The sequence below is a fragment of the Tenacibaculum sp. 190524A02b genome (assembly GCF_964036645.1).
Lineage (GTDB): Bacteria > Bacteroidota > Bacteroidia > Flavobacteriales > Flavobacteriaceae > Polaribacter > Polaribacter vairaonense.
In genome coordinates, this window is sequence record NZ_OZ038525.1 from 195,179 (window position 1) to 210,325 (window position 15,147).

General features: G+C 29.7%; 13 protein-coding genes and 1 pseudogene. 8 read left to right on the forward strand and 6 right to left on the reverse strand.

Translation table 11 applies throughout. The features are described 5' to 3' along the window. Positions 1–72: 72 nt before the first annotated feature. From ABNT65_RS00845 to ABNT65_RS00855, 3 genes are read right to left on the reverse strand one after another with little or no spacing between them, the layout of a single operon-like run. The gene (locus tag ABNT65_RS00845) at positions 73–621 is read right to left on the reverse strand and encodes an RsmD family RNA methyltransferase (protein ID WP_348746896.1); all 549 of its coding nucleotides are present in this window, start codon (positions 619–621) and stop codon (positions 73–75) included. Beyond that, entirely contained in the window at positions 622–1,449 is an 828-nt protein-coding gene (locus ABNT65_RS00850) for a DUF3822 family protein (protein WP_348737034.1), read from the reverse strand. Continuing rightward, entirely contained in the window at positions 1,427–2,161 is a 735-nt protein-coding gene (locus ABNT65_RS00855) for a hypothetical protein (protein ID WP_348737032.1), read from the reverse strand. The genes ABNT65_RS00850 and ABNT65_RS00855 overlap by 23 nt, the downstream gene beginning before the upstream one ends. Positions 2,162–2,264: 103 nt before the next feature. Between ABNT65_RS00855 and ABNT65_RS00860 the strand changes: the two genes are divergently transcribed. The 4 genes from ABNT65_RS00860 to ABNT65_RS00875 all read left to right on the forward strand — a co-directional run bounded on the left by ABNT65_RS00860 (position 2,265) and on the right by ABNT65_RS00875 (position 7,059). Further along, positions 2,265–3,689, forward strand: coding sequence for an ATP-dependent DNA helicase (locus tag ABNT65_RS00860; RefSeq protein ID WP_348746897.1), 1,425 nt, complete (start codon positions 2,265–2,267; stop codon positions 3,687–3,689). A gap of 26 nt (positions 3,690–3,715) precedes the next feature. Then, on the forward strand, positions 3,716–4,006 hold the full coding sequence (locus ABNT65_RS00865; protein ID WP_348746898.1) for a hypothetical protein: 291 nt from the start codon (positions 3,716–3,718) through the stop codon (positions 4,004–4,006). An 8-nt stretch (positions 4,007–4,014) separates the two neighbouring features. Next, positions 4,015–4,434 (forward strand): hypothetical protein, encoded by a 420-nt coding sequence (locus ABNT65_RS00870; RefSeq protein ID WP_348746899.1) that lies wholly within the window; start codon positions 4,015–4,017, stop codon positions 4,432–4,434. Between the two features lie 135 nt (positions 4,435–4,569). Beyond that, entirely contained in the window at positions 4,570–7,059 is a 2,490-nt protein-coding gene (locus ABNT65_RS00875; RefSeq protein WP_348737026.1) for a PIG-L family deacetylase, read from the forward strand. Positions 7,060–7,193: 134 nt separating this feature from the next. On the opposite strand, the pseudogene ABNT65_RS00880 reads toward ABNT65_RS00875, so the two are convergent. The 3 genes and pseudogenes from ABNT65_RS00880 to ABNT65_RS00890 form a co-directional block, all read right to left on the reverse strand. Beyond that, positions 7,194–8,416: pseudogene (locus ABNT65_RS00880) on the reverse strand (IS3 family transposase); the annotation flags it as partial. Between the two features lie 171 nt (positions 8,417–8,587). Continuing rightward, positions 8,588–10,204, reverse strand: coding sequence for a class I SAM-dependent methyltransferase (locus ABNT65_RS00885; RefSeq protein ID WP_348746900.1), 1,617 nt, complete (start codon positions 10,202–10,204; stop codon positions 8,588–8,590). Between the two features lie 99 nt (positions 10,205–10,303). Then, positions 10,304–11,317 carry a hypothetical protein gene (locus ABNT65_RS00890; protein ID WP_348746901.1) on the reverse strand — a complete coding sequence of 338 codons (1,014 nt, stop codon included), beginning with the start codon at positions 11,315–11,317 and terminating at the stop codon, positions 10,304–10,306. A 910-nt stretch (positions 11,318–12,227) separates the two neighbouring features. Between ABNT65_RS00890 and ABNT65_RS00895 the strand changes: the two genes are divergently transcribed. The 4 genes from ABNT65_RS00895 to ABNT65_RS00910 all read left to right on the forward strand — a co-directional run bounded on the left by ABNT65_RS00895 (position 12,228) and on the right by ABNT65_RS00910 (position 15,096). Then, positions 12,228–13,982 (forward strand): histidine kinase, encoded by a 1,755-nt coding sequence (locus ABNT65_RS00895; RefSeq protein ID WP_348737020.1) that lies wholly within the window; start codon positions 12,228–12,230, stop codon positions 13,980–13,982. A 13-nt stretch (positions 13,983–13,995) separates the two neighbouring features. Next, a complete protein-coding gene (locus ABNT65_RS00900) occupies positions 13,996–14,199 on the forward strand; it encodes a hypothetical protein (RefSeq protein ID WP_348746902.1) in 204 nt (67 codons plus the stop codon). A gap of 260 nt (positions 14,200–14,459) precedes the next feature. Further along, a complete protein-coding gene (locus tag ABNT65_RS00905) occupies positions 14,460–14,741 on the forward strand; it encodes a LytTR family DNA-binding domain-containing protein (protein ID WP_348747813.1) in 282 nt (93 codons plus the stop codon). A gap of 157 nt (positions 14,742–14,898) precedes the next feature. Further along, positions 14,899–15,096, forward strand: a complete 198-nt coding sequence (locus ABNT65_RS00910) for a hypothetical protein (RefSeq protein WP_348705721.1) — start codon at positions 14,899–14,901, stop codon at positions 15,094–15,096. Positions 15,097–15,147: the final 51 nt, after the last annotated feature.

Here is a 15,147-nt window from a genome sequence, read left to right on the forward strand (position 1 = left end):
TTTAAAGACGCGTTTTAATTATAATTTCGTTAGATGACTTTGTTACTACGGTAAAAGTTAAGTATCTATCTTTTAGTCTTCGGTATTTATTTCAAAAAAGCTAAAAACATTACCGCCATATCGTTTATCGTAACTAAAATAAGGGTGGTTTGAAAGGTCGGTATGTTTGGAGTGTTCTATAATTAGAGTACCTTCCTCGTTTAATAAACCTCTTTCAAATGTTAGATCAGCTATTTTTAAAAAATCTTCTTCTTTAAAATCATATGGAGGGTCAGCAAAAATAATATCTACCTTTAATGGCGTTTTTTCTAAAAATTTATACACATCACTTTTGTAGGTGGTGATTCCTAAATCAAGTTCTTTAGATATTTGATTGATGAACTTAATGCAATTAAAATGCGCATCAATAGCATATATATTTTCAGTACCTCTAGAGGCAAATTCATAACTAATATTACCAGTACCAGCAAACAAATCAATCACTGAAATACTATCGAAGTAGTATAAGTTATTTAAAATGTTAAATAATGACTCCTTAGCCATGTCGGTTGTTGGACGAACTGGTAGGTTTTTAGGAGCTGAAATTCGTTTACTTTTGTATTTTCCTGAAATTATACGCATTTATAATAAGATATAAGTTGAATGATTAGAAAATTCATCTTCATTAGTAAAAAAAGTACTAGTACTTTCTATAAATTGGACATTTCTAACGTATTTGTATGTAATAGAATAGAGGTCAGAATCTTTTTCAATAGCACCAGATAATAGCAAGGTAAACGTATCTGGGTTTAAATCTAGTTGTTCAGCAACAAAAAGGATATAGTAAATAAAATCTTCTTTACTCTGATAGTTAAAAGAGTTGTATAGCACCAATTCATTATCTTTTATAATAATGATATCCATGAGCATTTTACCAACATGAACATAAAAAGCTGTACTAAGTGTATGTTTTTTACTGTGGGCTAAAATTTTATCTAATAAAATGGATGCATGATGTTTGTATTCAAATTCTCCAAAATTTTGAAAAATAAAATTGTTAATGTTTACATATGGAATGTATACTAAATTAGCTTTAATTTTCTCAAGAGAATCATATGTAATAAAGTCTGTAAAAAGTGTTTTTATAGTATAAGAAAGATACGCTTTTAAGTTATCCTTATCAAAAAACTCATCAGGAACTAATGTAGCTAAATTATTTTGATGAATGGCAAATACTGTATCAAAATCTTGCTGTAGGTCTTTATCTTCTTTAAAAATTTGAATCACTTTTTCAAGTAATAACTCAGGAGAGTCAATACTCTTTTCAAAAACATATTCCGTATATACTATAGCCTCTTTAGTAATGCTATTGGTAATACAAAAATAAAATCCATCCAAACTGAATTGGATGGATAGATTTTTATGTTGCGCATATGCGCCAGAATTTTTAGTCTTTTTTATTAGCTGCATCCTCTTTATCATAAGCTGGAGGCCAATTTCCACCTGTAGTTACTTCACTTAATGAACCTACAGAAACAAATGGTCCTTTTACTTGGTCTGTTTCTACAGCTTCTAATTCTTGTTTAACTAAAGATCTGTTCATTCCTTTTAAAATAGGTTCTTTACTAACCTTAGCTTCAAAAACAGGAACAAATAAACCAGTTACTTTTTCAACAACTCCTGTAGCCAAGTCAAATTCTACATCAGTTCCAGGAACTTTAAACATATTCGTATAGTCTTTACCTTCAAAGTATTTCAATACTGGCTCGTATCCAATAGTATCAACAACTTTTTTAGAAACTTTAATTTTAATTCCACCACCTCTATCTTCTTCAACTTCAACATTCTTAGTTTCAGTTAAGGCTAATTTACCATTTTCAATAAATTTGATTAAAGTATCTTTATGCTTAGCATATTTACCGTTTACCTCGTTGTATTTAACTTCTGCATCACGGATTAGTTTTAACTTCTTAATAACCTTAGCGTAACGTACCTTTTTATCTTTTGCAAATTTTATTGGCTCCATTATACCTTGATAAATTTTATACCCTAAGAAAACAGAAGCTACTAATAATAATATAGAGATTAACCACCTCATTTTCAGTGGTACAAATTTCACAATAATTATAGCTAGTAAAATTGCAACAACTACAGCCGCTAAAATCATTAATAATAAATTCATTTTTATAGTTTTTAATATATGATATTCGCAAATCTACAATTTTTTTTTAATGATGAAAATTTTTAACTATAAATACATTTATCTTTGAACATTATTTTATTTTATGATAGCATCGGCACACAAATTTTACACAGAAATTATCCAAAAATTTCCTTATAAACCTACTTATAAGCAAAATGAGCTTTTAAATGAATTAACAAATTTTATTTTTGAAGATAATGAAAGAGCACTTTTTGTTTTAAAAGGGTATGCAGGAACAGGGAAAACAACCACTATTAGTACAGTGGTTAATAATTTGTGGCGTGCTGGTAAAAAAGCGGTGTTATTAGCTCCTACAGGAAGAGCAGCTAAAGTAATTTCAGGATATTCAGGTAAACAGGCTTTTACCATTCATAAAAAAATATATTTTCCTAAAAAACAAGGTAGTGGAGGTGTAAGTTTTGTAATGCAACCTAATAAACATACAAACACTGTGTTTATAGTGGATGAAGCTTCTATGATTTCTGATGAAAAACAAAATGCAAAATTGTTTGAAAATGGATCATTGCTTGATGATTTAATAGCTTATGTGTACTCTGGTAAAAATTGTAAGATTGTTTTTATTGGAGATACGGCTCAGTTACCTCCAGTAAAATTAACTGTGAGTCCTGCTTTGGAGGCTGATAAACTTTCTTTTGAGTTTAATAAAGATATTACCGAGATAGAATTAGATGAAGTGGTAAGACAACAAGAAAACTCTGGTATTTTGTTTAATGCTACGGATTTACGTTTATTAATTCAAAATGAAGCTACCGACTTTAAATTTGACGTTAACTTTCCAGATATTATTCGTTTACAAGATGGTTATGATATTCAAGATGCTATAACTGGTGCTTATGATGGTGATATTGGCGTAGAGGATACGGCAATTATTGTTCGTTCTAATAAAAGAGCCAATCAGTACAATCAACAAATACGTACTAAAATTAGAGGACAAGAAAGTGAGATTTCTACGGGAGATTATGTTATGGTGGTTAAAAACAATTATTTCTGGTTGAAAGATTCGTCTTCTGCTGGTTTTATAGCCAATGGAGATATATGCGAAGTAATGCATATTCATAACATAAAAGAGTTATATGGTTTTAAGTTTGCTGAGGTTGAAATTAGAATGATTGATTATCCTGATATGAAACCTTTTGATACTGTGTTGTTATTAGATACTTTAACAAGTGAAAGTCCGTCATTGACTTATGAAGAATCGAATAAGTTGTATGAAGCGGTTAAAGAAGATTTTGCACATGAAAAATCAAAGTATAAGCAATTTATGGGGGTTAAAAAGAATAAGTATTTTAACGCTTTACAAGTTAAGTTTTCTTATGCTATGACTTGTCATAAATCACAGGGAGGACAATGGAAAACTATCTTTATAGAGCAACCTTATTTACCAGACGGTCCAAATATTGAGTATTTACGCTGGTTATATACTGCGGTTACTCGTGCACAAGAAAAATTATATTTAATTGGATTTAAGGACGAGTGTTTTGTGTAAAGTTTTATATTTAAAAGCTAAAAACCATGAAAGCAAAAATATTAAAACTCCAGTTGGCCTTTTTGGTATTGTTTGGTAGTATTTTATTTTCTTGTTCTGATAAAGATGTAAATGAAATACAGAATTCAGCTCCTGATAAACCTATGTTAGATATTACATGGTCAGATATAGGTAATACTGTGTTTCTTTCTTGGAGTAAGGTAGAGGATAGAGATAAGGATAATTTGACTTACGAAGTTTATATAAATAATGAAAAAGTAAAAGTTTTAGAAGATAAGGAGGCTATCAATGGTGGTTTTAATTATTTTTTTCTATAAGAGAAGGAATGGTACTTCCTATGAATGCAAAAGTATTGGTTAGTGATGGTAACCTAATTAATGAAAGTGATATAAAAGAGGTTAAAGATCCAATAGTAGGTAAATGGATATTAGGTCATGTTACTGTAATAGAAAAAGGCTACGATGATGCTGAGATTCTTATGCCACAAGGCTGTGAAAAAAATACAAGTAGAGAATTCAAAATAAATGGAGATCATATTTTTAATTCTTTTACATTAGAAAGTAATGGAGACTGTGACAAGGAAGTTTCTATGTTACAATGGAGGAGAATTGGTCTTAATAAATATGAGTTTGTAAGCGATATGACTCAGGAATTTGACATGTTTTTTGATGAAAATACTATGCAATATAAGGTTGAAACTACTAACGAACTCTCTGTGTATTTTTTTAAGAAATTAAAAGAATAGTATAAAAGTTAAATAAACTCGATATACACTTACTATAATAGTATAGGTTCAATAGAAAAAATGTTAGCATTTTGTTAATTTACTAAAATCCCCTTATAAAAAACTTACATTTGTTAGGCAATCAAAACCCTAAGAATGAACAAAAGAGTCACTATTTTTCTTTCTTTTTTATTGGTAACTACATCAATAATAGCACAAAAACCTCAAAAACTAACTTCAAATCAGATTTATGAAAAAATACAAAAGCTTAACTTTTTAGGTTCGGCATTGTATATAGCAGCGCATCCTGACGATGAGAATACCCGTTTAATAGCCTATTTAGCCAATCATGAAAAGGCACGTACAGCCTATTTATCATTAACTCGTGGCGATGGCGGACAAAATTTAATAGGTCCAGAAATAAGAGAATTATTAGGAGTAATTAGAACACAAGAACTTTTGGCAGCAAGAGGGGTTGATGGCGGTGAACAACGTTTTTCTAGAGCTAATGATTTTGGCTATTCAAAACATCCTGATGAAACTTTAAAAATTTGGGATAAAGAAAAAGTCTTGGCAGATGTTGTTTGGGCAATTCGTACATTTAAACCAGATGTAATCATCAATCGTTTTAATCATAGAACACCTGGGACTACACATGGACATCATACTGCATCAGCTATGCTAAGTGTTAATGCTTTTGATTTGGCAGCAGATAAATCAAAATATCCAGAGCAATTAAAATATACAGAAACATGGCAACCAAATAGATTGTTTTTTAACACATCTTGGTGGTTTTATGGAAGTAGAGAAAAGTTTGCAAAAGCAGATAAAAGTAAAATGCTAAGCTTTGATGTAGGTGTGTATTATCCGCTAAAAGGACTTTCTAATAACGAGTTAGCTTCTATGGCTAGTAGCCAACATTTATGCCAAGGATTTGGACGTTTAACTACCAGAGGAACTCAAGAGGAGTATGTAGAATTTTTAAAAGGAGAGTTTCCTAAAGATAAAAAAGATATTTTTTCAGGGATCAATACTACTTGGAGTCGTATTAAAGGAGGAGGAGAGATTGGCGCTATTTTATATGAAGTAGAAAAAAACTTCAATTTTGTAAATCCATCTAAGCATTTACCAGCTTTATTAAAAGCGTACGGGAAAGTACAAGCTTTAAAAGATGAACACTGGAAACAAATTAAAACAAAAGAACTTAAAGAAATAATTGAAGCTTGTGCAGGATTGTATTTAGAAACTTCAGCTTCAGGTAATAGTACGGTTCCTAATAGTCAAGTGGAATTAAATTTTGAAGTATTAAATAGAAGTTCAGTATCTATGGCATTAACTTCTTTAGAAATTTTACCAGAAGGAAAGAAGATAGTAAAGAATTTAGATTTAGCTTTAAATCAAAAAAAGAATTTTAAAGAAACAATAACTGTAGGTAATGTAGCATATTCAGCACCTTATTGGTTAGCATTACCTTGGGATTTAGGGATGTATAAAGTAGAAGATCAAACAATAAGAGGTAATCCAGAAAGCAAGAGGTCACTAGAAGTAAAATATACATTAACCATAGAAAATCAAACAATTTCATTTACTAAGCCTGTTGTGTATAGATATTCTCAACGTGATAAAGGAGAGATATATGAGCCTTTTGAAATACTACCAAAGGTTACAACAAAGTTAAAAGATAAAGTACTGATTTTTCCAAAAGAAGGCGCAAGAAAAGTAAGTATTGAAGTAAGAGCTGGGGATAAAAATACTCAAGGAAGCGTGTCTTTAGAAATTCCCAAAGGATGGAAAGTATCGCCAGAGAAAAGAGCTTTTTCTATTGAGCAAAAAGGAGATATCCAGCAGGTTGACTTTATGGTAACTCCAACAGTAAAGGAGTCTGAAGGTTATATAAAAGCTATCGCAAAGTTGAATGGGAAAAAGTTTGATAAGGAGTTAGTAGAGATTAATTACACACACATTCCTAAACAATCGGTATTGTTACCTTCACAAGCAAAAGTTGTTCGTTTAAATATTAAAAAAGAAGGAAGCCATATAGGGTATATTCAGGGCTCTGGAGATGCAGTTCCTGAAAGTTTACGTCAAATAGGGTATAAAGTAACAGAAATAGTACCTGCTGAAATTAATGATAAAAGTTTATCTAAATTTGATGCAGTTGTAGTAGGAATTAGAGCATACAATACTAAAAAAGAGCTACAGTTTAAACAAAAGTATTTACTTGAATACGCAAACAAAGGTGGAAATGTAATTGTACAATATAATACCAACCGTAGAGTAGATGTAAAAGCACCTTATGAATTAAAATTATCAAGGGATAGAGTAACTGATGAGCTTGCTAAGGTAGAAATGTTAGCTAAAGAGCATGCGGTTTTACAATCCCCAAATAAAATAACCGCTACAGATTTTAATGGTTGGGTACAGGAAAGAGGTTTGTATTTTCCGAATAGTTGGAGTAAAGAATATACACCAATATTATCAATGAATGATAAAGGTGAAACTCCTAAAAAAGGAAGTTTATTAGTAGCAAAATACGGTAAAGGGAACTATATTTACACAGGTTTAAGCTTCTTTAGAGAGCTACCAGCTGGAGTACCAGGAGCGTATAAGCTGTTTACCAACTTACTTTCTTTAAAGAATAATTAATCATCAATAAAAAAAATGACTAGTCCTAAATAACCGTTACAGTTATTTATTGATTAAATATATTAAACATCATCTAAAGTTATAGCTTTAGATGATGTTTTTTTTCGATATGATTTTATTTTCATAATGTTTTGTTGATGTGCTTGGTCAGGAGTTTTAAAATGACATGACCAATGCGGTCTTTTAGAGTTATAAATAGTTATTGATTGTTTTACTATTTTCTCCATTATCTTAATATCTAGATTTGTAGTATTGGTAAAGAACTCTTGTTTCAAGATTCCATTACCCCTTTCAGCTATGGCATTTTGATATGGATCATATGATTCTGTCATACTGCATTTAAGCTTTTGTTTTGACAAAATATCTTGATAGATGTTACTACAGTACTGTATCCCTCTATCTGAATGATGGATAAGTTCCTTCTCTGGATATACTCTGTTTTTTATAGCCATGACCAAGGCTTTTACAGTTGAGTTCACCGCTAAAGTTTTATCCAAATGGTATCCCACAATTTTCTTAGAATATGCATCTGTAATTAATGATAAATACATAGGTTTTTTACGGCTCCCTAAATAAGTAATATCTGCTACCCATACTTGTTCTGGTCGATTTACTTCCAAAGTTTCAATAAGATTAGCATGTTTTCTAAAACGATGATGTGAGTTGGTTGTAATATGGTAACTTTTTTGTCGTTTTATCAATAGTTTATTAGCTCGTAAAATATCAAATAATTGATCCCTTCCTACACCTAAACTGCCTAATTCTTCTGAAAGAATATAATACAGTTTTCTTGTTCCAATTCTTGGCTGTTCCATTCTTACATCCTTAACCAACTCAACAACCTTATTGGCTATGGTGTGAGCTTTGGTAACTCTATAATTAGCTCGATAATACACCTGCCTACTAAACCCGAGTAATTTACAGGTGGAAGAAATACTTTCTTTCTTTTGTAAAACAAACATATCAATTACTCGGTTTTGGAGTTTTTTCTGATAGGAATCTTATACTCTTTCTCAGCTAAATCAATCATCATATCAAATAGTATCGCTTTCTTCTCTACTGCTGCTGCTTGAGCTTTTAAACGATTATTTTGCTTTTCTAATTGACGTAATTTTTGTTCTAACTCTAATAGTTTTTGTTCTGGTGATTTTGGCATAGTAGATGGTGTTTGATGATCCCAATCAAAGTTACCATATTTTCTTAACCATACTAAAACAGTGCTACGACCTTGAATCCCATATTTAAGTTGAGCCTGTTTGTAAGTTAGTTCGCCTTTTTCTACTTCCGATACAACCGAAAGTTTAAAACTCATAGTATAATCTTTCTGTGTACGTTTGCGGTAAATATTGTCATTCATAATGTTACATAATTGTGTAACGCTATTTCAGGACGAGACAAAATATAAAAAAGAGGCTTCTTAACTTTTAAGACAGCCTCTTTTTTATGCAACTCTCTTATGGGGTTAGTCAAGGAGTAATTAAACTTGTACACGTTTTTTTTGGCGGAAATTATTCGTGTACAAGTGAAATTATACTAGTAAATCTTTAGGTTTAAAAAGATTTATAGAAACGGTAGCTAAATCAGAATTCGGAAATTTTCTAAATGTATTTTCATCAGAAGTTAAACCAATAGCTTCCATAGCTTTCATATATTCTTCTAGTTCAATAATATATTGATCCGAATATCCATGCGTTGCGTCGTAAGCAGTAGCGGCTGTTTTTCCTAAGTTTTTAGCAACCAAAGTAGGATTAGAAGTATGTAGTTCGATTAATAATAACCCAAACTGACCAATAAATGGCTTCCATTTATTAAAGTGTTGTTTCAAAGATTCAATAACTAAGTTATTATTTAAACGTTGTCCTCTGTATGCGTAAGCACCAGAAGAAGTTGTGGTTACTAAATTGTTTGTAGGAGCAGGTTCTTCCCAAATACGATTATGATCTAAAAAAGTACGAACATTGAGTAAATCAGAAAGGTTAATACCGTATTTAGTTTGTAAATCTTCTGATAAAGCTTTTGGATTTCCAATATCTCCCCAAATTACTTTAGCCCAAATGTCAGCTTGTACTAAGTTTTTACGGGTAATTTGTAAAGCAGCTTCATTATAATCTACTCCAATTAATAATAATGGATATTCTTCCAAAACCTTACCACGAGAAGTTTGGTTTTCTATGACATTAAATAAGTGTTTTAAAAAAGCACCATTACCACAACCAACATCTAAAATTCCTTTAGGTTGTTCGTGAATGGGTTTATTAAAAAGGTTGATAATAATTTCATCAATAACTCTAAAATAAGCGGCGTGTGCACCACCGCTTCCCCAAACATTCATTTCTCTATCAACATGAATTTCTTCATTACCAATTCCTGAGGTTCTGAAAATATTAGGATCCCCAAATATAAGTTTGTCCAATTTTCTTAAAGTAGGAATATAAGAAACAGTAACACCGTACGCGCTAGCTCTTTTTGCAAAGAATAACCCTTTATCTGTAAATTCATATGAATTGTTTGTTTTGATAAACCAGCCTAAATCAGCTAAAATATCAAGTAAGCGACCAAAGTTTTCAGGGTCTTTATGAAACTCATCAGCTTGAAATTTTGTTTGCATAAAGTATTTATGAAACATTCCACTCATGCCTAGTAAAACAATAGTAGGAGCAACTATAATCCCTTCAATATGAGTTTTTATTTGAGAAATGATTGGAGTATCACTTTCTTTAAGTTGAAAGTTGTTTTTAAAATTGTTGTATAATTTTTCTAGTGCATAAAAAGGTTCTTTTTCAAATTTTCTTGAGCTATATTTTTCAGAGAGTTTAAGTAAAGAAAAAGCATCTTTGTATAAATAAAAATAGTTAAAAACTGTTTTAGAAGTCTCATTAATTGAAAAAGTTACCGTATTGGTGTTGTTATCTACTTCTTGTTCTAACCATCCTTGTGAACACAAAGAACGTAATGCAACATTTAAGTATCCGTTGTTTGCTTTAAAGTGTGAGGAAAGTTTTGTTAAAGTAACTTTGCTGTTTTGTAAAAGGTATTCTGTAATACCTTTTTCATGAAGAACAGATGCTGCTGGACATACCACAATACCATCTAAATGGCGAAATAGTTGACTTCTAAGGGTTGATTTTTCTTGTTTTGATAACATAAAGGGCTATTTTTCTTTTTAAATATACTTATTTTGAGTGGATATAAAAAGGTATGACTTTAGTATAAGCGTGCCAAGTAATTTAACTAAAGAATAAATTTACTCAATACCTAAATAAGGATTGTAGGTATAGTTTTTACTAAAGTTTTCTAATCCATTAAAATAGGCATCGATTAAATGAGCAGGATAATAAGCTATGCCTCCAGCCAGTAAACCTTGGCTATTGCCGTCATTTTTATCGTCCCAATTCCACGGAGCATTAGCTGTGCCGTTACCATATGATTTTTGAAAAGATTTAGTATTATTAAATAAATTATTGTTAAAGCGTTGATCCCACATACCTCCATTTTCAAAAATATTGATTAGTTTGTAATTAACATATCTGTCATATATATTGGAAGGATAATCACTATTACTTTTGCTAGGGTAATAAACAACATAATCACTACCTCCAGGTTTTTGATCAGAATAAGCTTTTATACCATGTCCTTTTGCTTCAGCAGAAGTTTTAAAACGTATAATGCCATTATGGTTTTCTGTTGTTAAAATACCATCTATACTTTCACTACCGCTTGTTAACCCTGAATTATTGCTTTTGTAAGAATAAAAGTCAGAATGAAAAACAGTTATAATACCTAAAGTTTTGCCATAGTTAGAATTATCTTTTTTTACAACAGTAAGTATACCTTCTAAATCATTTTCATGCTCATCAAAGTAATATAAAAAGAAAATATCGGTCCAGTCTCTAGGATGAAAAAATGCATAAATAATAAAATAATGGGTTGGTGTTTCAACTACAGAGTAATAACCAATAGCCTTTCCTTTTTTGGTTTTATCTGAAATATTATTCCAATTATTTTTTGCGTTTAAATCTCCATCAAAGTCGTAAGCTGTAATATAATCAGCTTTACCTTTCAAGCCATGAGAGCCTGTCCTATCCACATCTTGATAGTGTACTGGGGCGTGGTGATAAGCTAAGTCTAAATAGAAATTTTGATTTCTAGCTTGTTTTTCTTGTAAATCATTAATAGTACTATTGGAACCAAGTTCATTTTTAGTAATACAGTTGGTTAATAAAGTTAAAGCTATTAAATAGATTAATACTTTTTTCATATTATAAATTGTTTAGCTAGTTAAAAAATTACCTAAAGTAAAGTAGATTTCTAGATTTAAGGTTAGTGTAGTATTAATTTAGTATAAGAGAAAGGTAAAAGGATAGAGTTAAACTAAATAGCCAGCTATAAGGCATGCGAGTTAATAGTGTTATAGAGATTAAATAACACACCTAAGCTGACTTTTAAGGGAAAAACAAATTAGTATTGAGAATGTGTGAAACCCTTTCTAACATTTCTGTATAACATACTAATATATTAGATACGTGAATTTCCCTATGCGAAAAATAATCTCACTACAAATTTTATTCTTCGAAAGTAAATAACTAAAAATGTTTTTTTAAAGGTTAGTTTGTTTATAGAGTGGATGAGTTAATGTATGTTGAGTTTTACTTGATACACTAAAAAGAATCAAAAGTTAAATAAGAGTGTTTGAAAGTAATTGTCAACCAAAAGGTGTGTTTAACATTAGTTTATTATGGTATTTAGACACACCTTAGTTGACTTTTAAAAGGAAAGTGGTTAGCGTTGAAAATGTTGTCCCCCCTTAACATTAAACAACAAGCTAACTCTGTGTTGAAACATGAATAATGTATCTTTCCTCAATCACTTTTGAAAAAAATGTTACATAAATCTTCGTCATGTTTTAGATACAAGTTGGTGAGTCAAATATATGATGTATTGGAGGTAATTTATGTTGTTAATTTATTTGCTAGTTGAATCAGTTTATGAATTAGCACTTCTATTTAATATATAAATGCAATTTTTTGCATAAATTTAGGTAATATAGTATGTTGTTTGTGAGGTGTATATATATAAGATATAAGGTGTGTTTAGTCTGGTTATTAATGTTGGTGTCAACTACATTGATTTGGGCAAATAAAGAATTTCCATTACTAAAAAAAGATTCTATGCTTAATGAAAAAATACTTATAGAAAAAAGTATTAAGCTGTATCAAAATATAAAGGAATATAGAGAAGAAGGGAATTGGGAAAAGGTTGGGGAAATCTATCAAAGTTTAAGTAATATTAGCAAAACTAAAAATGAAGTACAAAATGTTTTAAAGTATAATGATAGTGCTTTTTATTATTTTTTTAAAAATAAGGATACTTTAAACTCTATTGAATTAATTGTTGACAAAGCAAGGTTTTTAAGAAAGCATAAAATGTTTTCAGAGTCTATGGAGTCATTTTTAAGAGCAAAAGATTTAGCTGAGTTATCCAAAAATAAGATAGCTAAGGTAAAGGTGTTAAATGAAATATCTTCTGTGTATTTAGCAATAAAAGATTATAAAAAAACAAGGAAAGTATTACTACAATTAATGTCTTTAACAAATGATTCAACCTTAAGTAAATCAAATCTTAGTTGTTATAATAGTTTATATAATAATTATGGAAATGTGTTAATAAGGTTAAAAAAAACAGATTCGGCTATTTATTATTTAAATCATTCACTTGAATTAGCTAAGGATAAAGATTTAAGCCAGTGTCATATTCTGTCTACTTTATCAGAGGCCTATGTAGAAAAAAAAGAATATGATACAGCTTTACAGTATGCATTAGCGGCAAATAAAAATTATTTAAAAACTAAAATTTCATACAGACCTAATACTGAATTATTAATTTCTGAATGCTATCTTGGATTGGGAGATAAAGCTTCTGCTTATAAATATTTGAAGAAGGCCTATGAGGTAGCTTATATTAATGGTTCCGTTTTTTACAGACTTAAAGTAGAGGAGCGTATGTCTAATTACTATAAAGGTATAAAGGATTATGAACAAGCTTTGTATCATAAAAATAGATATCATAAACTTTTTTTAAAATCTTATAATAGTGAAAAGATAAATGAAGTATTACGAGTTGAATCTAAGAAGGAGTTATCGGAAAAAGAAAATGAGATTAATAAGTTATCAAAGAACAGAAAGAAAATAATTTTAATCTCATTAGCCAGTTTGGGAGTGTTAGCACTTTTATTCTATTTTCAAAAAATTAGAACAGAGAAACATATTGCAATTAGTCAAAGTAAAGAAGCTATAAGTAAATTGGAAGCATTACACTCTAAAATGAACCCTCATTTTTTATTCAATACAATTAGTAGTATACAGAATAAAGTATTGAATTTAGAAAGGATTAAGGCGTATAATATGTTAGAAAGTTTTTCTGAGTTATTACGGATTATGTTGAGAAATTCAGATAACATTAATATTAAACTATCAGAAGAACTTAACTTTCTTGAGTTGTACTTAAGTTTCTATAAGTTAAGACAAGGTGATAGGTTTGAATATATTTTAGACGTAGATACTAAGGCAATAGGTAGTAACCCATTAATTCCTAGTATGATGTTACAACCGCATATTGAAAATGCGATTATACATGCGTTTCCAAACAATTATGAAGGAACTAAAAAATTAATTGTTACGTTGAAAGAAGTTAATAAAGGTATTCATGTGAGTATTGCAGATAATGGAATTGGAAGAGAGGCATCTTTTAAAAATAAAAAGTATAAAAAAACATTATCAATTTCTACTAATAATTTAAAAAAACGGATTGAGCATTTGAGAAAGTTAGGATATAAAAAAGCGAATATTGAAATAAGAGACTTATATAAAAGAGAAAAACCAATAGGTACTTCAGTAGAAGTGTATTTACCTTATGTGCTAATTTAACTCATGAAAAATTATGATATATACCGCAGTTTTAGTTGATGATGAACAAGATAATATTGAAAATTTAGAAATGCTTTTAAATGAGTTTTGTTCCAATGTTTCTATACAGGGAACAGCTACAAGTTTTAATAATGCTAAAGAGTTAATAGTAAGTTCAGAGCCAGATATTTTGTTTTTAGATATACAGATGGGAAACAACAAGTATTTGAGCTTTTAGAAGAACTCGAAGTCATTACTTCAGAGATTATTTTCGTAACAGCTTATGAAGATTATGCTATTCAATCTTATGATTTTAATACGGCTGGTTATATTTTAAAACCTATAAATATAGGTAAGTTACAGAAGTCAGTTGAAAAAGCAATAGCTAATATTCAAGTAAAAGTAGAAAAAGAAAAAAAACAAACTTCTTCACACTCTAGTTATTCTTTAGCTAGTAAAATAGCATTTCCAGTTAAAAATGGTTTTAAATTAAAAAAAATACAAGATATTCAATATTTACAAGCAGAAGGGAGTTATACAAATGTGTTTTTTGTAGATAAAAAACAGCTGCTAGTGTCCAAGAACTTGGGATATTATGAAAGTAGATTAGAAGCTTACGGTTTTATTAGAATACATCCATCTGCTTTAATAAATTTTCAATATGTTATTGAACTTGATAGAACTGATGGAGGTTATATAGTTATGGAACAAGGAACACACTTACCTATTTCTAAAAGTAAACGCATGGAATTAGAAAAATTAATTAGACAAAATTGGTAATTTTATTTTTTTGGTTCACTAACAAGATTAAATTTTGTTAAAAAAATGTTAATCACCCGAAAAGGGTTACATACTATTTATTGCTGATAAGTATTTTTCGACTGCGCTTTTATAAGGTTAAAAGTGTTTTTTAATAATTAATAAAAACTATAAACAGATGAAATCGAATTTAGAAAATTTACAGCAATTTGCTATTTCAAAAAAACAAGCTCAAAAAGTAAAAGGAGGTAATAAGGAAACATACGTGTGCTGGCACTCATCAAGTTCTGAAATTTCTTTCCATAGCAGACATGAAGCAGCTCAATTAATTGAATTAGGAGTTACTTGTGCTTATTTTACTGATATTCCAAGTTAATACGATATGAAGTAATACTTTTAAGCTATAATTGTACAGCTAATATAGCTT

Bases quoted from the DNA above. Each gene is read 5' to 3' on its own strand.
- ABNT65_RS00895 (WP_348737020.1), top strand. From the start codon at position 12,228: ATGCTTAATGAAAAAATACTTATAGAAAAAAGTATTAAGCTGTATCAA.
- ABNT65_RS00910 (WP_348705721.1), top strand. From the start codon at position 14,899: ATGAAATCGAATTTAGAAAATTTACAGCAATTTGCTATTTCAAAAAAA.
- ABNT65_RS00900 (WP_348746902.1), top strand. From the start codon at position 13,996: ATGATATATACCGCAGTTTTAGTTGATGATGAACAAGATAATATTGAA.
- ABNT65_RS00885 (WP_348746900.1), bottom strand. From the start codon at position 10,204: ATGTTATCAAAACAAGAAAAATCAACCCTTAGAAGTCAACTATTTCGC.
- ABNT65_RS00845 (WP_348746896.1), bottom strand. From the start codon at position 621: ATGCGTATAATTTCAGGAAAATACAAAAGTAAACGAATTTCAGCTCCT.
- ABNT65_RS00865 (WP_348746898.1), top strand. From the start codon at position 3,716: ATGAAAGCAAAAATATTAAAACTCCAGTTGGCCTTTTTGGTATTGTTT.
- ABNT65_RS00855 (WP_348737032.1), bottom strand. From the start codon at position 2,161: ATGAATTTATTATTAATGATTTTAGCGGCTGTAGTTGTTGCAATTTTA.
- ABNT65_RS00875 (WP_348737026.1), top strand. From the start codon at position 4,570: ATGAACAAAAGAGTCACTATTTTTCTTTCTTTTTTATTGGTAACTACA.
- ABNT65_RS00890 (WP_348746901.1), bottom strand. From the start codon at position 11,317: ATGAAAAAAGTATTAATCTATTTAATAGCTTTAACTTTATTAACCAAC.
- ABNT65_RS00850 (WP_348737034.1), bottom strand. From the start codon at position 1,449: ATGCAGCTAATAAAAAAGACTAAAAATTCTGGCGCATATGCGCAACAT.
- ABNT65_RS00870 (WP_348746899.1), top strand. From the start codon at position 4,015: ATGGTACTTCCTATGAATGCAAAAGTATTGGTTAGTGATGGTAACCTA.
- ABNT65_RS00860 (WP_348746897.1), top strand. From the start codon at position 2,265: ATGATAGCATCGGCACACAAATTTTACACAGAAATTATCCAAAAATTT.